Consider the following 23,906-nt stretch of genomic DNA (forward strand, 5'->3'; position numbering starts at 1 on the left):
GCCCGCGCACCCGCATCTGCCGGAAGTGCACCGGGTCCCCGATCGCGAGTGCCGCCGGCTTCGGGCAGGACGTCCCGCACGCCGTCCAGCACGCGCTGATCGGCCGGATCTCGACCATCGTCGAGGACGCCGTCGACGACTACACCGCCAAGAACCTGCCGCTGCTGCAGCGCGAGCTCGAGCGGGCCGCGGCGCGCAAGCGGCACGCCGGGTACCAGCCGGCGGAGGGGTTGTCGCCCGAGTTCCAGGGCCTCGACGTCGACCCCGAGCCCTCGCCCGGTTCGCCGTTCCTCTTCACGCTCGGGGAGCTGGCGGGGACGGGCGCGGGGAGCAGACCCCGAGGGAGCCGCTGTCCGACGAGGCCAAGGCGGCGCTCCGGCACGAGATCGAGCTGTCCGACGAGTGTGCTCGTTCGACCGGTACGGCGGTGTGCCTGGCGCTCATCGACCACCGGCCGCGCATCGCCGAGGCGGTGGAGCGCCTGGTCGAACCGCAGATCGAGGCACTCGTGTCCGACATGTTCCGCGGGTTCGATGGTCCGGACGAGGGGCCGCGCTCGGGCTTGTTCTGACGGGCTTCGCTCGGTGCGAGGTTGATCACTCCGTGCGCGCTTGTTGCGCTGCACCGAGTGATCAACCTCGCACCGAGAAGGTCCCGGTCAGCGGGGGAGCAGCGTGCGACCGGGCACGACGGTGCCCCGGAGTGAGCGGTGCTCGACGGCACGGGTCGGGTCGTCGATCCGGCCGATGACGAGGTCGATCGCCTCGCGGCCGATCCGCTCGATCGGCTGCTCGAGTGTCGTGAACCCGATCCAGTCGCTCGCGAGGGGTACACGCCGTCGAACCCGGTGACCGACAGATCGTGCGGGACCCGGACACCACGGCGGGAGAGTGCCTCGCACACGTCGAGCATGAGTCGGTCGGTCGGGCACATCACCGCGGTCACCTCCGACTCGTGCATCGCGTCGACCAGGTCGGCAGCGAGGTCGTCCGGTGGCCGCACGAAGCTGGCGTCGATGTCGATGACCCGGACACCACGCGCTCGGAGCCGTTCGACCATCGCCGTCGAGCGGGCGTGCTGTGTGATCGCGTTGTCGAGCGGGACGGTGAGCACCACGACCGCGCGGTGACCGGCATCGGCGACGGCGTCGGCGATCGTCGCGCCACCGTCCACCTCGTCGCAGTACACGCTGGACAATGCCGGGTGGAGTTCGGGCCGACCTGCGACCACGGTGGCGATGCGCGGGGCGAACTCAGCGATGTCGGCCGACGGCATCAGGCCGCTGCAGACCACGAGGCCGTCCACCCGCATCGACACGAGTGCGGCGAGCGCGGACTTCTCGTCCTCGACACGGCCGACACCCGTGGTGGTGACGACTCGGTAGCCGAGCTCGGACGCGCGGCGCTCCATCACGGCGTGCAGTGCGGTGTAGACCATCGACGACGCGTCGCGCACGAGCATGCCGATGGTGTGCGTCCGACCGCTGACGAGCCCGCGTGCCATGGCGTTGGCGACGTACCCGAGTTCGGCTGCTGCGCGTTCGACGCGCTCCCGGGTCTCGTCCGAGAACCGCCCCGTGCCCGAGAGGACCCGGCTCACCGCCGACTTCGAGACGCCCGCACGTGCGGCGACGTCGAGGATGGTCGGCTGGGACCCGCGGCCACCGCTCACGCGTCGGACGCTGCGGTGTCTCGTCCGGACCGCGACGCGGTGAAGCGCAGCACCCCGCGGGCGATCGCGCGCCAGCCGAGCAGGAACACCCCGAGCACGATCGTGGCGACGATGACGAAGGAGATCGGCAGCGGGTTGCCGTCGACGTCGCCCTGGCCGGTGGCGACCCGGATCGCCAGACCGACGAAGACCGTGAGGATCCAGACCACGACGCCGGTCGGCCAGAAGCGCAGCGGCCGGGCCCAGGCTCCGCTTGTCACGTACCCGATCGCCCAGCCCGCCAGGAACGGGTACGCGGTGATCCAGAGTGCCAGCGCCGTGTTGGCTTCACCGTGCGACGAACGCCCGATAAGTGCGAAGACGACGATGAGCACGACGTCGATGACCGCTGCGAGCCAACCCCAGGTGCGTGTGTTCACCCGGACAGTCTCGCAGCCCGGACGGCTCCGGCCTCTCCACAGGCGGGCGTCGCCCTCGTCTTGTCCACAGGACCGCTGCCGCCCCAACCGCTCTCGTCCCCCGACGATCACCATCGTCGGGGTGAACCGTCAGATCGCCCTCGCGTCGCTCCCCGCCGTCACCGTCCTCCGGACCTCGGCGCACCATCCAGCCGAGTCCGAGGTGATCAGGAGGCGGGCGGACGCGCAGGAGCTCGTCCGCATCGGGCGAGGGAGGTTCGTCGACGCTGCCGCTTGGGCAGCCCTCCGGCCGGCGGAACAGCACCTGGTCCGTATCGGTGCGTCTGCCGATCGCATCGGACCCGACCAGGTCGTCTCACACGTCTCGGCGGCAGTCGTGCTCGGCGTGCCGACGGTGTCGCCGCCGCCCGATCGAGTCCACCTGACCTCGGTCGGGAGTGATCGGCGGACCACGAATGCTTCCTTCGTCGTCCACGCCGACCTCGACCCGGTACCGGACCCGAACAGGATCAGCACGCCGGAAGGCCTGCAGCTGAGCGGACCTGTTCGGATAGCCGCAGACGTGGCCCTCACGGTGCCGTTCATCGACGCCGTCGTGGCGCTCGACGACCTGCTCCGTCGGGGTGTTCCCCGAGCAGCCGTGCGCGACACGATCGCGCGGCGTGGCCCCAAGAGTCGCCGTCGGGCGCTCCGTGCGGTGGACTTCGCCGACTCCGCGTCGGACTCGCCGGGTGAGTCGATCGCGCGCACCCGGTTCGATCAGTTCGGAACGGAGGAGCCCGTGCTGCAGCACCGTTTCAGGTCGTCCGGGCAACCGGACATCGTGGTGGACTTCTGGTTCCCCTCGGCCGGCGTCGTGGTCGAGTTCGACGGCGAGGCGAAGTACCGCGACCCGACGATGCGGAACGGGCGTTCGGCGGAGGACGTGGTCGTCGCTGAGAAGTACCGGGAGGACCGGCTGCGGTCCATGCCAGGCGTTCGGCACGTCGTGCGGTTGCGATGGGCTGATCTCTGGGACGAGGCGACGTTGCGCGCGAAGCTGCGGCGGGCAGGTGTCCGGATGCGACGCTGAGTGCCGAGCCCCCGTGCGAGGTTCGCCACTCGGTGCGAGGTTGTTGCGGCGCACGGGGTGATCAACCTCGCACCAGCGCGGGCGCAGCGAAGCCCGCCCCCGGAGTTCACCCAGCGGCGACGCCCGCGGCACCCGGCGTTCACCCGGTAGCGCCACACTCGACCTCGGCGCGGGAACGTTCCCACACGGCCCACGCCACCCCACCCCGCACGACCCCCGCACCACCCCCACCCCACGGAACAGGGAGAACCCACGTGAAGACCCGAGTCCTCGCCGGCCTCGCCATCGCGGCGGCCGCGACCGTCGCACTGTCCGGCTGCGTCCAGAGCGCCAACGCCTCGAACGCCGCAGACACGAGCGGTGGCACCACGAACCTCACGGTGTTCATCAGCGGCGACACGAACGTCCAGGACCTCTGGGACAAGTCGCTCATCCCCGCCTTCGAGAAGGCGAACCCGAAGATCCACGTGACCACGAGCATCGACTTACACGGCGAGCACGATGCGCAGACCCAGGCGAACCTGGCCACCGCGGTCAAGGCCGGCAAGTCCGTCGCGTACGACCTGGTCGACGCCGGCTTCGTCTCCACCGCCGGCAAGGCCGGCCTGATGGCGAAGGTCAGCGACAGCACGATCCCGAACCTGAAGGACGTCCCCGAGGCCACGAGGCAGCAGGGTGGCGACAGCGCGATCCCGTACCGCGCCTCGAGCGTCCTGCTCGCGTACGACTCGAGCAAGGTGACGGACCCGCCGGAGACCCTCGACGAGCTCCTCGCCTGGATCAAGGCCAACCCCGGTCAGTTCGCGTACAACTCCCCGTCGTCCGGCGGTTCCGGCGGCTCGTTCGTCGCCACGGTGCTCGCGAAGTACCTGACCGCGGATGAGCAGCAGACCATGCAGACGACGTACGACAAGTCGCTCGAGTCCAAGTGGGACAAGGGCTTCGCAGCGCTCGAGGACCTCGGCCCCTCGACGTACCAGAAGGGCGTCTACCCGAACGGCAACGACCAGGTCGTGCAGCTGCTCGGGAGCGGCCAGATCGCGATGGCGCCGGTGTGGAGCGACCAGTTCATCACCTCGCAGAAGACCGGCGTGATCCCGAAGACCGTCAAGGCGATCCAGATCTCCGACCCGTCGTTCACCGGCAGCGCGAGCTTCCTCGGCATTCCGAAGACCGAGCCGAAGGCCAAGAAGGCGGCCGCCGAGCAGCCTCGCCGACTTCGTCCTCAGCTCGAAGGGGCAGCAGCTCGTCGCGAGCGCCGTGTCCGGCTACCCTGTCATCCCGCTCGACAGCCTGCCGGCGTCGGTCGCGGAGCAGTTCGCCGACGCAAACCCCTCGCAGCTGCGCCTCGGGTTCCAGAGCGACTTCGCCGCGGACATGAACGCGGCGTGGGACGCGAAGGTCCCGCAGTGACCCAGACCGTCCAGGACGGCCCGGCGCTCGACCGGGAGGCCCGTGGCGACTCCGCCAAGGGCCTCCCGCCCGTCCCGTCGCCCGCCCACGGCACGGCGGACGCCGCAGGTCGGCTGTCCGTCCAGGAGCGGCTCGACCGCCGTCGGCGGTGGCAGGGCCTCGCCCTCGTCGCGGCGCCCGTCCTCGTCGTGGTCCTGTTCGTCGGTGTCCCCGTCGTCAACGCCGCCCTGTTCAGCCTCGGGTTCACCGGCGGCTTGAACCAGGCACTCGCGGACATCGGCGGCGACACCGTGCGCGGCTTCTCGTTCGCGGTGTACGGCACCCTGCTCGGCAACGCCACGTTCCTGCGCGACCTCGTCGCGACGCTCGGGGTCACCGCACTGTCGACCGGCCTGACCGTGGCGCTCGCCGTGGCGGTGGCCGTGATCCTCCGGCTCCGGGGCGGTTTCCTCGGCAAGAGCCTCAGCGTCCTCGCCGTGGTCCCGCTCTTCGTGCCGGTGGTCATCGCGAGCTGGTCGGTCCTGACGTTCACCGATGCGCAGGGCTTCCTCCGCAGCCTCGGTGCCCAGTTCGGCCTGGACGTCCCGGTGTGGGGCTACACCCTCGTCGCCGTGGTGTTCGGCAGCGTCTGGACGAGCCTGCCGTTCGCCGTGCTGATGATCGCCGGCGCGCTGCAGGGCACCCCGGACGCCCTGGTCGAGGCCGCGAAGGACGCCGGAGCGAGCACGTGGCGGGTGGTCTGGCAGGTGCTCCTGCCGATGGCGGCGACCCCGCTCGTCATCGCGACGACGTTCACCGTGATCGGCGTGCTCGGCTCGTTCACGGTGCCGTACTTCACCGGCCCGAACGCCCCGACGATGCTCGGCGTCGACATCTCGAAGTACTTCCAGGCCTACAACCGTCCGCAGCAGTCGACGGCGATGGCGTTCATCGTGTTCGCGTTCGCCGCGGCCGCGAGCGTGTTCTACCTCCGCTCGACGGTCCGGGCGAACGCCGGCGAGCTGCGGAAGCAGCAGCAGAAGCAGGAGCAGCCGTGACCAAGCGACTCACCGGGAACACCCTCGTCTGGGCCACCGCCGTCGTGCTGGCGGTCTTCGTGCTCGGTCCGCTCCTCTGGCTGGCGGCTCGGGCCTTCGCCACGACGTGGACCTACCCGAACCTGTTGCCCGACGGGTGGACGCTGCAGTGGTGGGGCACCGTGTTCGAGGACCGGAGCCTGGCGGTCGCCGTCCAGAACTCGCTCGTCCTCGCCCCGCTGACGGTCCTCATCGCCGCGGTGGTCTGCCTGCCGGCCGCGTGGGCGATCAGCCGCATCGAGTTCCCCGGGCGCCGGCTCGTCCTGGTCGGGCTGTTCGCCACGAACGCGTTCCCGAAGATGGGCCTCTTCGTCACGATGTCGGCCATGTTCACCGCGCTGAACCTCATGAACACGGTCACCGGCATCCTCATCGTGCACGTCCTCGGGTGCGTGGTGTTCATGACGTGGCTGCCCGCCGCCGCGTTCTCGGCCGTGCCCAGGTCCCTCGAGGAAGCCGCACGCGATGCCGGAGCGAGCCGCTGGCGGACCTTCTGGCGTGTGACCTTCCCGATCGCGTGGCCGGGGATCCTCGTCGCGATGGTGATGTCGTTCCTCGCGTCGTTCGACGAGGCGCAGGGCACGTACCTGGTCGGCGCGCCGACCTACATGACGATGCCGACGGCGATGTACTCGCTCGTCCTCAACTCCCCACGCCAGGTCTCCGCGGTGTTCGCGATCGCGCTCAGCATCCCGTCCGTGGTCCTGCTGCTGCTCGCCCGGAAGCACATCATGGGCGGCCGCCTGGCGGACGGCTTCCAGATCCGATGAAGCGTCGGACACCGATGACCACCACCAGCACGAAAGGCGACCAGATGACGGACACGACCCTCGTCGCGGAACGCACCACGGGCCTCCCGACCGACGGCAGCACGACCGACCGGGCCCGCACCGGCGGACTCACCATCCGCGGACTGCGCAAGACGCTCGGCGGACGCGACGTGGTCGCGGGCATCGACCTCGACGTCGCGAAGGGCGAGCCTCGTCTCGCTGCTCGGCCCGTCCGGGTGCGGCAAGACGACCACGCTCCGGATGGTGGCGGGGTTCCTGCCCGCCGACGGCGGCGTCGTGACGATGGGGGACCGTGACGTCACGTCGATCGGTCCGGAGCGTCGGCCGAGCGCGATGGTGTTCCAGAACTACGCGCTGTGGCCGCACATGACGGTGACGCAGAACGTGGCGTTCCCGCTGCGGACCCGACGCGTGCCGAAGCAGCGGGTGGCGGAGCGGGTGCGCGAGGCGCTCGAACTCGTCGGCCTGAGCCACCACGCCGGATCGAAGCCGACGGCGATCTCGGGCGGTGAGCAGCAGCGGGTCGCCCTGGCGCGGGCGATCGTGCAGGAGCCCGACGTGCTGCTCCTCGACGAGCCGCTCTCGAACCTCGACGCGAAGCTCCGGGTGAGCGTCCGCGACGAGATCCGGCGCATCCAGCAGCGCCTCGGCATCACGACCGTGATCGTCACGCACGACCAGGATGAAGCGCTCAGCATCTCGGACCGGATCGCCGTCATGCACGACGGCCGCATCGAGCAGATCGCGACCCCCACCGAGCTGTACGCCCGCCCCGCCACCGGGTTCGTCGCGTCGTTCATCGGGTCGACGAGCCCCGTCACCGGCCGGTTCCTGGCCGGCACGTCGGTCAGCCCCACCGTGGCGGACACGGTCCTCATCCGACCCGAGCAGGTCGTGCTCACCGACGACTCGCCGATCCGTGCGACCGTCGCCCGCGTGCTGATGCGCGGGCACTTCGCCGAGGTGGTGCTGGCCGCCGACGGCGCCGAGCTCCGCGCGTTCGTCACCGGAGCACCCCCGATGGTCGGCACCGAGACCGGGGTCCGCCTCGGCGAGGTGCTCGTGTACCGCGACGGCGCGCTGCTCGAGGGCACCCGATGAGTGCCCCGGTGTCGGCGCCCGCCGACCAGGTGGTCGCCACCAGCCCGACCGGGAGGCCCGGCGTGCGTCCGCCACGGCTCGTCGCCCACTGCGGTGCGCCGCGCGTCCGGCGCGAGAACACCCTGCCCGCCATCGCGGTCGCCGAGGCGCTCGGCGCCGAGGTGATCGAGGTCGACGTCCGTCGCACGGCCGACGACGTGGCCGTCCTGCTGCACGACGAGACCCTCGGCCGGATGTGGGGCGACGCCCGACGGGTGTCCGACGTCGCCTGGTGCGACGTCGCCCGGCTCGGCAACGGCCTCGACCGGATCCCGCGGCTCGACGCCGCCCTCGAACGGCTCGACGGCTGCCACTCGGTGCTGCTGGTCGACCTGACGGACGCGGCCGACGGACTCGTCGCCGCCCGGACCGTCGCAGGGTCCACCGCGTCCACCACCGTGGCGTGGTGCGGTGCGCCGGACGCCATGGCCGCGGTCCGCTCGGTGCTGCCCGACGCCGACGTCTGGCTCGCGTGGGAGTCGCTCGACCCACCCGCTCCGGCCGACCTCGAGGCGTTGACCCCGTCCACCCTGAACCTCGACATCGCGTTCCTCACCCCGCGCACGATCGAGGTCGCGCACGCCCTGGGGCTGCGGGTCGCCGTCTGGACCGTCGACGAGGCCGAACCGGCGCTCTGGGCGGCACGGCTCGGCGTCGACTCGATCACCACGAACGACGTCGGCGCGATCGGCGCCGCGCTGTCGTCGGCGGACCGGGACGGCTGGCCCGAACGGGACCGCGAACCGACCGAGACCGAGGTCGCCTCGCGCGCCCAGGCCCTGGCGCACCGCATCGCGCACGAGGTCATCGCCTTCACCCGCGAGCACCCCGTCAGCGAGGTGCGGACCAAGGCGAACCCCGCCGACCTCGTCACCGATGTGGACCGTCTGGTCGAACAGCACGTCCGGTCCCGCGTCCGGATGGCGTTCCCGACCCACGGCTTCACCGGCGAGGAGTACGGCGACGCACCCGGCGACCGGCACCGCTGGTACCTGGACCCCGTCGACGGCACCACGAACCTGGCGAACGGCGTGCCCTGGACGTCGATGTCGCTCTGCCTGACCCGCGGTGGCCGTCCGCTCGTCGGGGTCGTCGCCGACCCGTGGCGGGGCGAGGTCCTCGAGGCGCGGCGCGGACGCGGTGCCACCCTGCGCGATCGTCCGCTGCAGCTGGACGACACCCCGCGGCCGCTCGCCGGGGCGGTCGTCGGCACGGAGCTCGACGGGCACCGGCCGTGGCCCGGGTTCGGCGCGTTCCTCGACGCCCTGGCCGACCGGTCGTGCACGCTGCGCGTGCAGGGCTCCGGCACGTTGACCATCGCGCAGGTCGCGGCAGGCCGGGGGATCGGCGGGTGCGTGTCGGCGTTCAACCCGGTCGACCACGGTGCCGCCGTGCTGCTCGTGCACGAGGCCGGCGGGATCGTGCTGACCCGCTCCGGCCCGGTCGAGGGCTTCCCGCCCGCGGGCGAACCGTTCCTGGTGGCGCACCCCGGGGCCGCCGACGAGCTGCACGCGGTGTGGACGGCCGCGCTCGCCGCGGGCGCGGGCGTGCGCTGAGCCGGCGCTGCGCGCTGGCGCTGGCGTGCGCGGTGCGCGGCCGGCGCACGGTGCGGGGCCTGCGCACGGTGCGGGGCTTGCGTTCTGGTGCGGGGTTGGCCGCTGGGTGCTGTGCTGTAGGCGCGCACGGTGCTGCCAACCCGGCACGGGTCGTGCAGGTGCGCACGGTGCGGACTGGAGGCGCGGGTCGGGTCGGGTACGGGCCTCCCGTCGGGTGGGTGGTGCGCACGGTGCGGGGCCTGCGTTCCGGTGCGGGGTTGGCCGCTGGGTGCGGCGCTGCAAGCGCGCACGGTGCTGCCGACCCGGCACGGGTCGTGCAGGTGCGCACGATGCGGACTGGAGGCGAGGCGGTGCACGGCTGACTCTGAGCGGGCGCTCAGTCAGCGGCCGACCCCGCTCCATAGGGTGGCAGACCACGGCCGGTCCGACCGGATCGCCCGTGCACCCGAAGGAGCATCGACCATGGGATTCCTCGACCGCCTGCTCGGACGTCCGGACCGCGACCGCACCGGTGACGCGCAGCAGTACGACGCGCAGCAGAACCAGTGGGGGCAGCCGCAGCAACCGCAGCAGCAGGGCTACCGGTACGGCCAGCAGTCGTACCACCAGCCCGCCCCGACGGGGGTGCCAGCCGGGCAGCAGCAGGGCGGCCAGTACGGCGTGCCGCAGTGGGGCGGTGCACCCGCGCAGCAGCAGGGCGCGACGACCGACGACGAGCGCGCGGTGGAGCGGTACCGCTACCTGCTCCGCACGGCGCCGCCCGAGCGCATCGAAGAGGTGCACGCCGAGGCGTTCGCCAAGCTGACCGACGAGCAGCGCCGGATGGTCTACGACGAGTTCACCCGCACGGCGCCTCCCGGCGAGGCCCCTCGTGGCGACGACCCCCGCTCGCTCGCGCAGTCGGCGACGCGGTCCGAGATCCGCCAGCCGGGCTTCATGGAGCGCTCGCTCGGTGGCGTCGGCGGTGGTGGCCGCCTCGGCGGGCAGCGCGGCGGACCGTCGTTCGGCAGCATGATCGGCGCCTCGATCCTCGGTACCGTGGCCGGCTACGTCATCGGTTCGGCGATCATGAGCGCCTTCCTGCCGGACCCCGGATCGTTCGATGGCGGTACTGACGCTGCGGGCGACGGTGGTTCGGAGGACACTGGAGCCGACTCCGGTGACGGCGGTGCGTCCGACGGTGGCGCATCCGACGGCGGCGGGTTCGAGAGCGCGGGCTGGGACGACGGCGGATCCGACTTCGGCGGTGGCTCCAGTGACTTCGGTGGTGACTTCGGCATCTGAGTGACGTCCGTCGCGCCACCGGACCCCGGTACACACCGTGTCCGACGAAGGAGCGACATGGCCATCATCGAAGCCTCCGGGCTGACCAAGACCTACCGGTCGAAGTCCGGACCGGTGCACGCACTGGCCGGACTCGACCTGTCCGTGCCCCAGGGCACCGTGAAGGCGCTGCTCGGGCCGAACGGTGCGGGCAAGACCACGACCGTGAAGGTGCTCACCACCCTCATCACCCCGGACTCCGGGACGGCCACGATCGACGGCATCGACGTGATCGCCGATCCGCAGGCCACCCGGCGGTCCATCGGGGTGTCCGGGCAGTACGCCGCGGTCGACGAGAACCTGACCGGCTTCGAGAACCTCGAGATGATCGGGCGGCTCTACCACCTGGGCCGGAAGACGTCGCGGGAGCGTGCCCGTGAGCTCATCGACGTGTTCGACCTGGCCGAGGCGGGGGACCGCCCGGTGAAGGGCTTCTCCGGCGGCATGCGGCGACGGATCGACCTCGCCGGTGCCCTCGTGATGAACCCGCGCGTGCTGTTCCTCGACGAGCCGACCACGGGCCTCGACCCCCGCAGCCGGCTCGCGCTCTGGGGCATCATCGAGGACCTGGTGGCCCAGGGCGCCACGGTCCTGCTCACCACGCAGTACCTCGAAGAGGCCGACCGGCTCGCCGACGACATCGCGGTCATCGACGACGGCCGGGTGATCGCCGAGGGCACAGCCGACCACCTCAAGGCGCAGGTCGGCGGCCACCGGGTCGTCGTGACCCTGGTGGACGAGACCGACGGTGACGCCGTGACGACCGTCCTGCGGCGCTACGGCGTCGGCGACGTCGAGGCCTCGGGCGACGGCCGCACCCACGCCATCGCGGTCGAGGCCGGCCCCACCGCGCTGCAACGGGTGCTCGCCGACCTCGGCGACGCCGGCATCGAGCTGCACGACGCAGGCATGCGACGACCGACCCTCGACGACGTGTTCCTGCGGCTCACCGGCCACGCCGCGACGGAGGACGAGGCCGACGGAGCCGCCCCCAAGCAGAAGGAGACGACCCGATGACCGCCACCACCATCGCGCCGGGTCGGCAGCTGCCCGTCGTCGTCACCTCGCCGGTCGCCATCTGGTTCGAGGACGGCTGGACCGTCACCAAACGGAACCTCATCAAGATCAAGCGGTCGCCGGACATGCTCGTGTTCGCGGTGCTGCAGCCCATCATGTTCGTCCTGCTCTTCAGCCAGGTCTACGGCGGCGCGATCGCGGTCGAGGGCACCGACTACACGCAGTTCCTGATGGCGGGGATCTTCGCGCAGACCGTCGTCTTCGGGGCGACCTTCTCGGGGTCGGCGATGGCGCAGGACCTGAAGGAAGGCCTGATCGACCGGTTCCGCACGCTGCCGATGTCGGCGTCCGCGGTGCTCGTCGGCCGGACCAACTCCGACCTCGTGCTCAACTCGATCTCGATGGCGATCATGATGCTCACCGGGCTGGCCGTCGGGTGGCGGGTGAACTCGTCGCCGCTCGAGTTCCTGGCCGGAATCGCCCTGCTGCTGCTGTTCAGCTACGCGTTCAGCTGGGTGATGGCGCTGCTCGGGATGAGCGTCAAGACGCCGGAGGTCATCAACAACGCCTCGTTCATGATCCTGTTCCCGCTGACGTTCATCTCGAACGCGTTCGTGCCGAGCGACACGCTGCCCCTGGTGCTGCGGGTGTTCGCGGAGTGGAACCCGGTGTCGTCGCTCGTGCAGGCGGCCCGCGAGCTGTTCGGCAACGTCGGGTCGGCGCCGGTGCCGGACATCTGGACGATGCAGCACCCGATCGTGACGGTGCTGATCGGGATCGCCGTGATGCTCGTCGTGTTCGTGCCGTGGGCGGTCAACAAGTACACCCGCATCAGCGCGAAGTGAGACCGTCGGGGCGGTGAACAAGACTGCACCATCCACAGCCAGGATCAGCGCGAAGTAGCTTTCGTCCACAGGGGCCGTCCCGGTGCGCACGTGCGTCACCCGGACGGCTTAGCATCGTCCACGTGACCGCGACAGACGCCGAGCGGGCCGCCCAGCGCGACGCCACGGAGCCACCCCTCGACCGCAGCACCCGACTGCGTCGCTGGATGCTGCAGGGCGCCCACCAAGGGGCATCCCACCAGGGTCCGCACCAGGTCGAGGTCGAGAAGACCCACCCGTGGTGGCGGGTCATGTGCCTGACCGGCGTCGACTACTTCTCGACGCTCGGGTACCAGCCGGCGATCGCGGCGCTCGCCGCCGGTCTGCTGTCGCCGATCGCCACGATCGTGCTCGTGCTCGTCACGCTGTTCGGGGCGCTGCCGGTGTACCGCCGGGTCGCGAGCGACAGCTTCCGCGGTGCCGGGTCGATCATGATGCTCGAGAAGCTGCTGCCGTGGTGGGCCGGCAAGCTCCTGGTGCTCGTCCTGCTCGGCTTCGCCGTCACCGACTTCATGATCACGATGACGCTGTCGGCGGCGGACGCCACGGCGCACATCGCCGAGAACCCGTACACGCCGCACTGGTTCACCGAGATCCCCGTCCCGCTCACCCTCGCGCTGCTGCTCTTGCTCGGCGTGGTGTTCCTCCGTGGGTTCAAGGAGGCGATCGGCATCGCGGTCGGACTCGTCGCGGTGTTCCTCGCCCTGAACGCCGTCGTCGTGGTGGTCGCGCTCTGGCACGTCTTCGAGCACCCGATGGTCGCCAGCGACTGGTGGTCGGGGCTCACCGCGCAGCACAGCAACCCCCTCGTCATGGTCGGCATCGCGCTCGTCGTGTTCCCGAAGCTGGCGCTCGGCCTGTCCGGGTTCGAGACCGGCGTCGCGGTGATGCCGCAGGTGCGCGGTGACGCGTCCGACGACACGAGCGCCCGGCCCGAGGGACGGATCCGCGGCACGAAGCGGCTCCTGACCGTCGCGGCCGTGATCATGAGCTCGTTCCTCATCACCTCGTCGATCGCGACGACGTTCCTCATCCCGCAGCACGAGTTCCAGCCCGGCGGCGGTGCGAACGGGCGGGCCCTGGCCTTCCTGGCGCACCAGTACCTCGGCGGGGTGTTCGGGTCGATCTACGACTTCTCGACCGTCGCGATCCTGTGGTTCGCCGGCGCGAGCGCGATGGCCGGCCTGCTCAACCTGGTGCCGCGGTTCCTGCCCCGCTACGGCATGGCGCCGCAGTGGGCGCGGGCGACCCGGCCGCTCGTCATCATCTTCACGCTCATCGCCTTCCTGATCACGATCGTGTTCCGCGCGAACGTCGACGCCCAGGGTGGGGCGTACGCCACCGGCGTGCTCGTCCTGATCACGAGCGCCGCGGTCGCGGTCACCCTGTCGGCCCGTCGCCGACAGCAGAAGAAGCGCACCATAGCGTTCGGCGTCATCTCGGTCGTGTTCGTCTACACCACGGTCGCGAACGTCATCGAGCGGCCCGACGGCGTCCGGATCGCGGCGATCTTCATCGTCGCCATCGTCGTGGTGTCGCTCATCTCGCGGGTGCGCCGGTCGTTCGAGCTCCGCGCGTCGTCGATCGAGCTGGACGCCACGGCCCGGCAGTTCGTCGAGGCCGACGCCGACCAGTTCAGCTCGGTCTGCATCATCGCGAACGAGCCGGGTGCCGGCACCGCCGAGGCGTACCGGGCGAAGGGGCGCGAGGAACGACGCGACTCCGGCATCCCGGCGCGCGTCCCGACGATGTTCCTCGAGGTACTGCCCGCCGACTCGTCCGACTTCGAAGAGGACCTGCTGGTCGAGGGGCACGTCGTGCACGGACACCGTGTGCTCCGGGTCCGGTCCGGCAACGTGCCGAACACCATCGCCTCGACCCTGCTCGCGATCCGTGACACCGCCGGGGTCGTCCCGAGCATCTACTTCGAGTGGAACGAGGGCAGCCCGATCCGGAACGCACTGCGGTTCGTGTTCACCGGCGCCGGTGACGTCGCGCCCGTCACGCGCGAGGTCCTGCGCGAGGCCGAGCCGGACGTCCACCGCCGCCCGTCCATCCACGTCTCGTGACGGGTCCGGCCAGCGCGCGCCGGGTCCCGACGCCCGCCGGCGGGCTCGCTGCGGTGGTCGTCGCCGCCGTGGTCTGGGGGACCACCGGCACCGCGACCCACTTCGCCCCGGGCGTCCCCGCCTTCGTCTTCGGCGCCGTCACGTTCGGGATCGGTGGCCTCGTGCTCGCCGCCGTCGCCGGACGCGGCACCGTCCGCGCCGTCGCCGAGCGCCGAACACGGGGGTGGGCACTGCTCGGCGCGGCGGCGCTCGTCGTCTACGCGGTCGCCTTCTACGCAGCCCTCGCCGACGCGGGCGTCGCCCTCGGCACCACCATCGCCATCGGGTCGTCACCCGTGTTCGCGGGGCTCGTCGAGTGGGTGTCGGACAGGAGGCCCGTCACCGGCAGGTGGATCGTCGCCACCCTGGTGAGCGTGGCCGGCATGGTCGTCGTGACCCTGGCGCGGTCAGAGCATGACGGCGGCGGCGGTGGTGCGCTCGCGCTCGGGATCGCCAGTGCCCTGCTCGCCGGACTCACCTACGCGCTGTACTCGTGGGCGGTGGCGCGGGGGCTGCACGCGGCGGCCGGGGCGGTGTCGGTGCCCGGCGGGCCCGGGGTCGAAGCCGTCGCGGCGGGGCTGCCGAACGGCCGGGGGCTCGTCGGCGCCGTGTTCGGCATCGCTGCCGTGCCGCTCGTCGTCCTCGTGGTCGTCGTCGGCGCACCGTCCCTCGCCGAGGGCGGCAACTGGCCGGTGTTCCTGTACCTGGCCCTGGTGCCCACGGTCCTCGGGCACTCGCTGTACGCCGTGGGGTTGCGGTCCGTCGGTGCCTCGGTCGCGACCCTGGTGTCGTTGCTCGAGCCCGTGGTCGCGGCGGTGCTCGCCGTGCTCGTCGTCGGGGAGCACCTCGGCACGACGGGGTGGGTCGGCATCGCGCTCGTGGTGGCCGGGCTCGCCGTGCTCGCGGTGCCGGGGCGACGCCTGCGCTGACGCGCGTCATCGGCCGCCGCGGGCGCCGACGCGCGTCAGTCGTCGGCGAGGATCTGGTCCCGCACCTTCCGCCGCAGCACCTTGCCGATCATCGAGCGCGGCAGGTCCTCGACCACGACGACCCGACGCGGCACCTTGTACGCCGCCAGCTGGTCACGCGCCCACGCCCGCAGCGCCGCTGCGTCGAACGAGGACGGGTCCTTCGGCACGACGGCGGCGACGACCTGCTCGTTGCCGCCCTGCGTGATGCCGACGACCGCGACCTCCTTGACGCTCGGGTGCTTGAGCAGGGCGTCCTCGACCTCGGAAGGCGACACGTTGAAGCCGCCCGTGATGATGAGCTCCTTGAGCCGGTCGACGATCCGGACGTACCCGTCGGCGCCGATCGCCACGATGTCGCCGGTGCGGAACCAGCCGTCGGGGGTGAAGACCTCGTCCGTGGCCTCGGCCTTGCCCCAGTAGCCGCGGAACACCTGCGGCCCGCGGACCTGCAGCTCGCCGGGTTCGTCGACGCCGAGCACCTTCGTGCTGTCGTCGGGGTCGACCACGCGGGCCTCGGTGGAGGACAACGGCAGACCGATGGAGCCGAGGCGACGCTCCGGGGACACCGGGTTGGCCATCAGCACGGGGAGCACTCGGACAGCCCGTAGCCCTCGACCAGGTACCCGCCGGTCCGTGCCTCCCACGGTTCGACGATGTCCTGCGACAGCGGCATGGCGCCCGAGATGCCGATCTCGATGCCCTCGAGCGAGACCTTCGCCGAGTCGGCGGCGTGCTGCAGTCGGGCGTAGATCGGCGGGACGGCCGGCAGGAACGTCGGCGGGTGCTTCTTGATCGCGGTGAGCACGAGCGCCGGGTCGAACGTCGGGAACAGCACGAGCCGCGAGGCCATGCTCATCGCGAAGGTCAGGCACAGCGTGAGGCCGTAGGCGTGGAACATCGGCAGCACCGCGTACACGACGTTGTCGCCCCGACGGATCTGCGGCACCCAGGCGCGGGCCTGTGCGGCGTTCGCCAGCAGGTTCCGGTGCGTCAGCACGGCACCCTTCGGCGTGCCGGTGGTGCCCGAGGTGTACTGGATCAGGGCGACGTCGTCCGTCGACGGTCGCGGGTGCCGCTTCGACAGCTTGCGGGTGTGGACCAGGTCGTCCCACTTCGTCGTGCCGCGCACCGAGGTGGTGAGCTTCGCGCGGGACTCGCGGGCCTTCGCCACCGGCAGGGCCAGGGCGAGCCGGGTGCTGCGGGGCATCGCTCGGGTCAGGTCGACCGACACGATCGCGTCGAGCGCCACGTCGGCGGGGAAGTCCTGCAGCGTCGCGACGGACTTGTCCCAGGCGATCGCGACCTTGGCGCCGTGGTCCTCGAACTGGTGGCGGAGCTCGCGCGGCGTGTACAGCGGGTTGTGCTCGACCACGATCGCGCCGAGGCGCAGGACCGCGTAGAACGCCACGATGTGCTGCGGGCAGTTCGGTAGCACGATCGCGACCCGGTCGCCGGCGCCGACGCCGAGCTTGCGGAGCCCGTTCGCCGCGCGGAGGATCTGCTCCTGCAGGTCGGCGTAGCTGGTCGTCCGCTTGAAGAACTCGAGCGCGACCCTGCCCGGGAACCGTCGTGCTGATTCCTCGACCAGGTCGATCAGGGAACCGTGCTGTTCCTCGATGTCGTGCGGGACCCCCGGGGCGTACGAGGCAAGCCAGGGACGAGGCGTGTCGATGCTCACGCGTCCCAACCTAGCGGGCCACCCCCGCGCCCGCTGGGAGGCATCGGGGTGCACGAAGCCGAGCGCGCTCCCAGGGGGCGGACGGACGATGACGCCATGCCCTCCGTCTCCGATGCCTTCCGCTCCCGCCTCAACGACACGTTCACCGGTGGGGCGACGAGCAAGCCGGAGTGGATCGACGAACTCGAGGACGGCACCGACGCCGGCTTCTTCGGCCCCGGTTCCGCGACGTGGGCGGTGCACGGCGGCAAGCAGACGATCGTCGCCGGAGTCCGCGCACTCCTCGTCCAGGCCCTGCACCCGGGAGCCCTCGCCGGCGTCGCCGACCACTCCGCTACCGCGAGGACCCGTTCGGCCGACTCGCCGGCACCATCCGGTGGATCTACACGGTCTCGCACGGCGACACCGCGACCGCCCGCGGTGCGAGCGAGTGGGTGCTGCGCCTGCACGAGCGAGTTCGTGGCCAGTACGTCGACGGCCACGGCATCGCACGCGACTACGCGGCGAACGACCCCGACCTGGCCCGCTGGGTGCACCTCGCCTTCACCGACGCGTTCCTCCGGGCCGCGCAGCGCTGGGGTGGCCCGATCCCCGGCGGTGCCGACGCCTACGTCCGCGAGTGGGCGACCGCCGGCCGGCTCATGCGCGTCGAGGACGCCCCGGAGTCCGAGGCCGAGCTCCGCGCCCAGATGGACGGGTACCTCGACCGCGGCGAACTCGCGGTCACGGCCCGCACCCGCGACGTCGTCAAGTTCATCAAGAGCCCGCCGCTCGCGCTGATGCTGCGACCCGGCTACCAGGCGCTGTTCCAGGGGGCCGTCTCCACGCTCGACCCCCGCCACCGCTCGATGCTCGGCCTGCGGGCCCCCGCGATCGGGCCCGTCGAACTGCCCGTCGGCCGGGCGACCGGACTCGTGCTCGACGGGATCGGTGGGGTGCTCGGCAACCAGACGGGCACCGAGCGCGCTGCGCTCGTGCGCATCGCCCGCCTCGAACGCGAGCGCGGCGCTGTCGCCTGACCGACCAGGCCCGTCAGGAGACGGAAGACGCCGTCGTCACGTCGAGACGCCGCCGGATCCGGCGGCGTCTCGACGCCGGAGCGGCGTCGCGCGGGCACGGCGGCGTGTGCTGAGCCGACGGCGTGCGACGTGTCGTGGACGTGACCGGAGACGGACGGGAGGCCCGTGGCCAGCTGGCCACGGGCCTCCCGTCTGCTCGTCGTACGTCAGAAACCGGACGGCACCCGGGGCGTGTACGCGGACTCGAGTCGCGTCACCTCGTCGTCGGTGAGCGTGATCGCGGCGGCCGCGACCGCGTCGTCGATGTGGTGCTCCTTCGTCGCACCGACGATCGGCGCGCTCACCGCGGGCTTGCCCGCGACCCAGGCGAGGGCGATCTGCGCCATGCTCACGCCGCGGTCGTTCGCGATCGCCTCGACGGCTCCCACGATCGCGCGGTTCGCGTCCTCGTCCTGGCGGTAGAGCGTCTTGCCGAACTCGTCGGTGCTCGCGCGCGACCCGGAGCCGTCGGCGTCCCACGGCCGGGTGACCTTGCCGCGGGCGAGGGGCTCCACGGGATCACGCCGACGCCGGTCGCGTGCGCGAAGGGGTGCATCTCGCGTTCTTCCTCGCGTTCGAGCAGGTTGTACTGGTCCTGCATGCTGACGAAGCGGGTCCAACCGTGCAGATCGGCGACGTGCTGCATCTGCGCGAACTGCCACGTCCACATGCTGCTCGCGCCGAGGTAGCGGGCCTTGCCGGCCTTGACGACGTCGTGCAGCGCCTCCATCGTCTCCTCGATCGGCGTCACCGGGTCGAAGCGGTGGATCTGGTACAGGTCGACGTAGTCGGTGCCGAGCCGGGTCAGCGAGGCGTCGATCTCGTGCATGATCGCGGCGCGGGAGAGCCCTGCGCCGTTCCGACCGGGGCGCATCCGGTTGAACACCTTGGTGAGGACCTGGACGTCCTCGCGCGGGGCGAGCTCCTTGAGGAGCGTGCCGGTGATCTCCTCGCTGGAGCCGTCGGAGTACACGTTCGCCGTGTCGAAGGTGGTGATGCCGGCGTCGAACGCGCGACGGACGAAGGGGCGGGCCTCGTCGATGCCGACGCTCCACGCGTGCGAGCCGCGGTCCGGGGCGCCGTAGGACATCATGCCGAGGATCACGGTGCTGATCTCGAGGCCCGAGGCGCCGAGGCGGGTGGTGTCCGTCGTCGCTGCGTTGCTCGGTGCGGCGTTGCTCGGTACTGCGTTGCTCGGTGCGGCGTTCGTCATGCGCTCACCTTGGCATCGCGGCCTGTGACGGCGAGCAGGCGGACCTGGAGTGGGGCGTCCTCGTCGACGTCGACCGGGGCGGCGTACAGACCGGTGGCGGCGAGGTCCTCGATCTGCGGTTCGAAGTACTCCCACACCGCCTGCACGAGCTCGTCCGGCAGGGACTCGTCCGTGCCGGTCGCCCGCGCCAGGTCCCACGTGTGGATGGTGATGTCGCTGGTCTGCTCGGTGAGGTACTGCCCAGCCGGCACGACGTCGGTGCTGAGGTGCACGGGGGTGTCCTGCGGGGCGTTCCGCCAGGCATCGGTCGCCGCGGTCGCGAAGCGCTGCCACTCGGACACGAGGTCGTCGCCGATGGACTCGAGGTCGGCCTCGGCCTGGGCGTAGTCGCACCCGGTGAGGAGCTTCGGGATCCAGCGCTGCTCGTCCACCACGTGGGTGACGAGGTCGCGGGTGGTCCACTCGGAGTCGGGCGTGGCGGCGTCCCAGTCCGTCACGGCGGCGACGCGGCGGCCGAACTCGGCTGCCGCGAGGGCCTGCATCGCGATCCAGTCGGTGGCCATGGTGGTGCTCCTGTTCGTCGGGCTGGCGTGCGGTGCTTCGCGTGTGGTGCGTGTCGTGCGTGTGGTGCGTGTCGTGCGTGTGGTGCGTGTCGTGCGTGTGGTGCGTGTCGTGCGTGTGATGCGTGTCGTTGTAACTCGGAGGCTGATGCGCGGATTCCCGTGCCTTGCGGGCGTGCCCCCGTCCGCTGCCCAACGCTACGCCGAGGAGCCCTGCCGAGCGGGCGAAATGCCGCGGTCGTGCGCGTGCCCACCCGACGTTTCCGCCCGTTCACGCCCGCGCGGGGATCGGTGCGCACTGCGCTCGCTGGGACCGGAGGGGCGTGCCAGCGCGTGGTCCCTGAGCGAGCGGGCGAAATGCCGGGGTCGAGTACGAGATGAGGCCGGTATTTCGCCCGTTCGCCCGGTTGCGCTCGCGATGGAGCACCCGCTCGAGTTACAGCGGCGGGCAGTGGGCACGCGCGCACCACCGAAGCCCGGCGGGGACGACGAACGCCCCGGCTCCGTGGGGAGCCGGGGCGAGTGTCTCGGGTTCGGGTGGTGCTGTTCGGTGCCCTCAGTCAGGCAGCGAGACTGAAGGGACTCAGGCCGCCTGGAGGACGAACTGGACGTCGAGGTTGATCGTCACGTCGTTGCCGAGGGTGAAGCCACCGGCCTCGAGCGCTGCGTTCCAGTTCACGCCGAACTCGGTGCGGTCGATCTTCGTGGACGCCTCGGCGCCGAACTTGACCTGGCCGTAGCCGTCGGTCGTGAAGCCACCGAGCTCGGCCTTGAGGACGACGGGCTTGGTGACGCCGCGCAGGGTCAGGTCGCCAGCGATGTGCAGGTCGTCGCCCTTGGCCTCGATGCTCGTCGAGCGGAAGGTGAGCTGCGGGTGCTCCTCGGTGAGGAAGAAGTCGCTCGTCTTCAGGTGCTGGTCGCGCTGCTCCTGGCCGGTGTTGATCGATGCGACGTCGATGTTCGCCTCGACGGTCGACTCGAGGGGTTCTCGGCGGTGACGACGGTTGCGTCGAACGTCTCGAACTTGCCCTTGACCTTGCTGATGGCGAGGTGGCGGACCGAGAAGGTGACCTCGGAGTGGGTGGGGTCGATCTTCCAGGTGCCGGTCTGGTAGCCGGGGATGGTGGTGGCGGTGAGCGTCATGGTGGTCCTTCTTCCGAACGAGAGTCTGTGGTGCGACGCGATCCATGCGCCTGCATCAACCTGATACTACGCCAGTGTGCACCCTTTTGGTTGAAGCGTCAACCATTGTTCACTGAAGCGTCGCGAAGCGGTGGTCGTGCGGTGCGCGGAACCCGGCATGCAGGAGGCGTCTCACACGCTGTACGAACCGATCGACACCTCGGCCCACGTCGTCCGCAGTGGCCCGGACCAACCACCAGTCCACGTCCTTCAAGTGCTCACCGCGGGTGAGGTCCTTCCGGAAGGTGGCCGGGTCGGTGCGGTGGAGATCACTCTCGTACTCGATCGCCACCCGTGCTGCGGGGTAGGCGAGGTCCACGCATGCGATCCACCTGCCGTCCACGATCACGTCGTGGTTCAGGGTGGGTTCCGGGAGTCCACGGCGGACGAGTGCCAGCCGTGCCCTGGTCTCACCTGGGGAGCGTGAGCCCGGTCTGATCTCCACGAGAGCGTGGCGCAGCTTCACGACGCCCCGGAGCCCGCGCCGCCGGCCGACGGCCTGGATGAGCTCGTCGAGCGTCGCCCATCCGAGCCACCCGACGAGGGCGTCACCCGCGATGATCAGTTCGTCGAGCGTCAACATCGTGCTCAGGGTGACGAACGTGTCCGCCGGGGCCGTCAGACGCACACCTCGGCTGTTGGTCGCACTGACCCTGCCGTGGTGGGCGCGGTGTCCGACGGCGCCGCGGACACGGAGCGCCTGATCCGCCCCGATCGTCGTGACGTGGAGCCGCGGTGTGCCCTCGAACCGGCGGGGGAGCGGGATGCCGAGGATCGCGGCGGCCGTGACGTGGCTGAACACCTGGTCGGGGCGCAGTCGAGGAGCCAGTGACCGGGCGCGTTCTTCGACGGTTCGTGGCGAAACCGCGGATCGGATGCCGTGGAACGGGCGGACGAGGTCACGTGCCTCGAGGCGGCCGCGGGACACCCCTCGATGCAGTGCGTCACGGACGCGGAACGAGGCGTCCCGGAGCGTCAACGGGAGTCGGCGTCTGGCGGTCATCTCCACATCGTGGAGCCGAGCGGGCGCGACGGTGGTGCCTCGCGCCTCCAGTGTGGACGGCCTGCGATCCTGGAGCCATTGTGGAGGAGTCGCGCCGCGGCCGAGCGGGCGAAACACCGGCGTCCTGCTGCGTGGCGACCGCGGCATTTCGCCCGCTCGCGGGGGCGCCCGCCTCCGCGGACGCCCGTCAGCGGGGGCGGGCCCCGCCCGTCAGTGCAGCGGGCGGGACCGCGAGGGCGGCGTCAGCTCGTCGGGCTCCGCGAGTTACCCGCGGTCCCGACATCGACGACGACTCGAGCGGGCGTATTGCCAGGGTGCCGCCGTCGGGCACGCCGGCATTTCGCCCGCTCGCGGGACCCCGGCTCGCGGGACCCACGCTCGCGGGACCCCGGCGCGCGGGACCCGGCGCGCGGGACCCCGGCGCGCGGGACCCGGCGCGCGGGACCCCGGCTCGCGGGACCCCGGCGCGCGGCACCCCTGCCCGCGGCGGCCGACCGCACCGCACACCGCACGCCCACCCCCACCGCGCCACGCGGCGGGCGGCAGGCACTCGGGGGCCCCTCACGTGTCGGCGGGCTCCAGTAGCGTCGGGACCATGGAATTCAGGTACCTGGGCAACTCCGGACTCAAGATCTCCGAGATCACCTACGGCAACTGGCTGACGCACGGCTCGCAGGTCGAGAACGACGTCGCCTCCCAGTGCGTGCGGGCAGCGCTCGACGCCGGCATCACCACGTTCGACACCGCGGACACGTACGCCAACACCGCCGCCGAGACCGTCCTCGGCGAAGCACTCAAGGGCGAGCGGCGTGCTGGGCTCGAGGTCTTCACGAAGGTCTACTGGCCCACCGGCCCCAAGCAGCACAACGACGTCGGCCTCAGCCGCAAGCACATCACGGAGTCGATCAACGGCTCGCTGACCCGCCTGCAGACCGACTACGTCGACCTCTACCAGGCGCACCGCTACGACCACGAGACCCCCTCGAAGAGACCATGCAGGCCTTCGCGGACGTCGTCCGCCAGGGCAAGGCGCTCTACATCGGCGTCAGCGAGTGGAACGCCGAGCAGATCCGCGCCGGCGCAGCGCTCGCGAAGGAGCTCGGCTTCCAGCTCATCTCGAACCAGCCGCAGTACTCGATGCTGTGGCGGGTCATCGAGGGCGAGGTCGTCCCCGCCTCGAAGCAGCTCGGCCTGTCGCAGATCGTCTGGTCGCCCATCGCGCAGGGCGTGCTGACCGGCAAGTACAAGCCGGGTCAGCCGCTGCCCGAGGGCTCGCGTGCCACGGACGAGAAGGGCGGTGCCGACATGATCAAGCGGTTCATGCGCGACGAGGTCCTCGAAGCCGTGCAGCGCCTCCAGCCCGTCGCCGACCAGGCCGGCCTCACCCTCGCGCAGCTCGCGATCGCGTGGACCCTGCAGAACGACAACGTCGCCAGCGCCATCGTCGGTGCCTCGCGTCCGGAGCAGGTCACGGACAACGTCAAGGCAGCGGGCGTCACGCTCGACGCCGACGCGCTCGCCGCCATCGACGAGGCATTGGGTGACCTCCCGGAGCGCGACGCGGCCAAGACCGTGTCCCCGGCGCAGCGTCCCGCCTGAGACGCGACCCACCATCGGACGGGAGGCCCGTGGCGACGCCGCCACGGGCCTCCCGTCCGCTCTGCTGGCTGCCTGCACAGACCGGTCCGGTCTGCACAGACCGGCCGTTGGTACCCCGTATGAACAGCACGTGTCGTGGAACTGGCAGACGCCTGGGTAAGCCCGTACCCCA

The 23,906-nt window shown here is 71.3% G+C and carries 17 protein-coding genes and 4 pseudogenes; 13 read left to right on the forward strand and 8 right to left on the reverse strand.

All coding sequences use genetic code 11. From position 1 onward, the window contains the following. Positions 1 to 294 precede the first annotated feature (294 nt). Positions 295 to 1,671, reverse strand: a complete 1,377-nt coding sequence (locus JN350_RS20725; RefSeq protein WP_461964225.1) for a LacI family DNA-binding transcriptional regulator — start codon at positions 1,669 to 1,671, stop codon at positions 295 to 297. After that, complete coding sequence (locus JN350_RS08055; RefSeq protein WP_240347635.1) at positions 1,668 to 2,090, reverse strand: DUF3054 domain-containing protein; 423 nt, start codon at positions 2,088 to 2,090, stop codon at positions 1,668 to 1,670. The genes JN350_RS20725 and JN350_RS08055 overlap by 4 nt, the downstream gene beginning before the upstream one ends. 121 nt (positions 2,091 to 2,211) lie before the next feature. Here JN350_RS08055 and JN350_RS08060 point away from each other — a divergent pair, with 121 nt between their 5' ends. The 11 genes from JN350_RS08060 (at position 2,212) to JN350_RS08110 (ending at position 15,399) form a co-directional block, all read left to right on the forward strand. Beyond that, the gene (locus tag JN350_RS08060; protein ID WP_205464164.1) at positions 2,212 to 3,162 is read left to right on the forward strand and encodes a hypothetical protein; all 951 of its coding nucleotides are present in this window, start codon (positions 2,212 to 2,214) and stop codon (positions 3,160 to 3,162) included. A 254-nt stretch (positions 3,163 to 3,416) separates the two neighbouring features. Beyond that, positions 3,417 to 5,612 carry an extracellular solute-binding protein gene (locus JN350_RS19220; protein WP_240347636.1) on the forward strand — a complete coding sequence of 732 codons (2,196 nt, stop codon included), beginning with the start codon at positions 3,417 to 3,419 and terminating at the stop codon, positions 5,610 to 5,612. Continuing rightward, entirely contained in the window at positions 5,609 to 6,421 is an 813-nt protein-coding gene (locus tag JN350_RS08075) for an ABC transporter permease (protein WP_205464166.1), read from the forward strand. Before JN350_RS19220 ends, JN350_RS08075 begins: the two co-directional genes overlap by 4 nt. A 14-nt stretch (positions 6,422 to 6,435) precedes the next feature. Continuing rightward, the gene (locus tag JN350_RS20730) at positions 6,436 to 6,738 is read left to right on the forward strand and encodes a hypothetical protein (RefSeq protein ID WP_461964229.1); all 303 of its coding nucleotides are present in this window, start codon (positions 6,436 to 6,438) and stop codon (positions 6,736 to 6,738) included. Beyond that, the gene (locus JN350_RS08080; protein WP_461964387.1) at positions 6,641 to 7,543 is read left to right on the forward strand and encodes an ABC transporter ATP-binding protein; all 903 of its coding nucleotides are present in this window, start codon (positions 6,641 to 6,643) and stop codon (positions 7,541 to 7,543) included. The genes JN350_RS20730 and JN350_RS08080 overlap by 98 nt, the downstream gene beginning before the upstream one ends. After that, a complete protein-coding gene (locus tag JN350_RS08085) occupies positions 7,540 to 9,138 on the forward strand; it encodes an inositol monophosphatase family protein (RefSeq protein WP_205464167.1) in 1,599 nt (532 codons plus the stop codon). The genes JN350_RS08080 and JN350_RS08085 overlap by 4 nt, the downstream gene beginning before the upstream one ends. A gap of 462 nt (positions 9,139 to 9,600) precedes the next feature. Then, positions 9,601 to 10,422, forward strand: a complete 822-nt coding sequence (locus JN350_RS08090) for a hypothetical protein (RefSeq protein ID WP_240347637.1) — start codon at positions 9,601 to 9,603, stop codon at positions 10,420 to 10,422. A 57-nt stretch (positions 10,423 to 10,479) separates the two neighbouring features. After that, positions 10,480 to 11,478, forward strand: coding sequence for an ATP-binding cassette domain-containing protein (locus JN350_RS08095; RefSeq protein ID WP_205464168.1), 999 nt, complete (start codon positions 10,480 to 10,482; stop codon positions 11,476 to 11,478). Continuing rightward, positions 11,475 to 12,323 (forward strand): ABC transporter permease, encoded by an 849-nt coding sequence (locus JN350_RS08100; protein WP_123294045.1) that lies wholly within the window; start codon positions 11,475 to 11,477, stop codon positions 12,321 to 12,323. The genes JN350_RS08095 and JN350_RS08100 overlap by 4 nt, the downstream gene beginning before the upstream one ends. Before the next feature lie 206 nt (positions 12,324 to 12,529). Next, positions 12,530 to 14,431 (forward strand): APC family permease, encoded by a 1,902-nt coding sequence (locus tag JN350_RS08105; protein WP_240347702.1) that lies wholly within the window; start codon positions 12,530 to 12,532, stop codon positions 14,429 to 14,431. After that, positions 14,428 to 15,399, forward strand: coding sequence for a DMT family transporter (locus JN350_RS08110; RefSeq protein ID WP_205464170.1), 972 nt, complete (start codon positions 14,428 to 14,430; stop codon positions 15,397 to 15,399). Before JN350_RS08105 ends, JN350_RS08110 begins: the two co-directional genes overlap by 4 nt. A 35-nt stretch (positions 15,400 to 15,434) precedes the next feature. Here the strand turns inward: JN350_RS08110 and JN350_RS08115 are convergent. Further along, positions 15,435 to 17,119: pseudogene (locus JN350_RS08115) on the reverse strand (long-chain-fatty-acid--CoA ligase). A gap of 96 nt (positions 17,120 to 17,215) precedes the next feature. Here JN350_RS08115 and JN350_RS08120 point away from each other — a divergent pair. Next, positions 17,216 to 18,138 (forward strand): annotated as a pseudogene (locus tag JN350_RS08120) (oxygenase MpaB family protein). Positions 18,139 to 18,344: 206 nt separating this feature from the next. On the opposite strand, the pseudogene JN350_RS08125 reads toward JN350_RS08120, so the two are convergent. The 5 genes and pseudogenes from JN350_RS08125 to JN350_RS08140 form a co-directional block, all read right to left on the reverse strand. Then, positions 18,345 to 19,270 (reverse strand): annotated as a pseudogene (locus tag JN350_RS08125) (aldo/keto reductase). 116 nt (positions 19,271 to 19,386) lie between these two features. Continuing rightward, positions 19,387 to 19,953, reverse strand: a complete 567-nt coding sequence (locus JN350_RS08130) for a TIGR03086 family metal-binding protein (RefSeq protein WP_111086825.1) — start codon at positions 19,951 to 19,953, stop codon at positions 19,387 to 19,389. Positions 19,954 to 20,533: 580 nt separating this feature from the next. After that, a complete protein-coding gene (locus JN350_RS08135; protein ID WP_461964389.1) occupies positions 20,534 to 20,908 on the reverse strand; it encodes a YceI family protein in 375 nt (124 codons plus the stop codon). Continuing rightward, positions 20,857 to 21,093 (reverse strand): YceI family protein, encoded by a 237-nt coding sequence (locus JN350_RS20735; protein ID WP_461964391.1) that lies wholly within the window; start codon positions 21,091 to 21,093, stop codon positions 20,857 to 20,859. The genes JN350_RS08135 and JN350_RS20735 overlap by 52 nt, the downstream gene beginning before the upstream one ends. A gap of 109 nt (positions 21,094 to 21,202) precedes the next feature. Continuing rightward, entirely contained in the window at positions 21,203 to 22,135 is a 933-nt protein-coding gene (locus JN350_RS08140) for a hypothetical protein (RefSeq protein WP_205464171.1), read from the reverse strand. 595 nt (positions 22,136 to 22,730) lie between these two features. On the opposite strand from JN350_RS08140, the pseudogene JN350_RS08145 reads away from it, so the two are divergent. Beyond that, a pseudogene (locus JN350_RS08145) lies at positions 22,731 to 23,734 on the forward strand (aldo/keto reductase family protein). Positions 23,735 to 23,906 lie beyond the last annotated feature (172 nt).

It is taken from the genome of Curtobacterium sp. 24E2 (genome assembly GCF_016925595.1).
Lineage (GTDB): Bacteria > Actinomycetota > Actinomycetes > Actinomycetales > Microbacteriaceae > Curtobacterium.

Bases quoted from the DNA above. Each gene is read 5' to 3' on its own strand.
- JN350_RS20730 (WP_461964229.1), top strand. From the start codon at position 6,436: ATGACCACCACCAGCACGAAAGGCGACCAGATGACGGACACGACCCTC.
- JN350_RS08085 (WP_205464167.1), top strand. From the start codon at position 7,540: ATGAGTGCCCCGGTGTCGGCGCCCGCCGACCAGGTGGTCGCCACCAGC.
- JN350_RS08090 (WP_240347637.1), top strand. From the start codon at position 9,601: ATGGGATTCCTCGACCGCCTGCTCGGACGTCCGGACCGCGACCGCACC.
- JN350_RS08095 (WP_205464168.1), top strand. From the start codon at position 10,480: ATGGCCATCATCGAAGCCTCCGGGCTGACCAAGACCTACCGGTCGAAG.
- JN350_RS08100 (WP_123294045.1), top strand. From the start codon at position 11,475: ATGACCGCCACCACCATCGCGCCGGGTCGGCAGCTGCCCGTCGTCGTC.
- JN350_RS08105 (WP_240347702.1), top strand. From the start codon at position 12,530: ATGCTGCAGGGCGCCCACCAAGGGGCATCCCACCAGGGTCCGCACCAG.
- JN350_RS08130 (WP_111086825.1), bottom strand. From the start codon at position 19,953: ATGGCCACCGACTGGATCGCGATGCAGGCCCTCGCGGCAGCCGAGTTC.
- JN350_RS20735 (WP_461964391.1), bottom strand. From the start codon at position 21,093: ATGACGCTCACCGCCACCACCATCCCCGGCTACCAGACCGGCACCTGG.
- JN350_RS08140 (WP_205464171.1), bottom strand. From the start codon at position 22,135: ATGACCGCCAGACGCCGACTCCCGTTGACGCTCCGGGACGCCTCGTTC.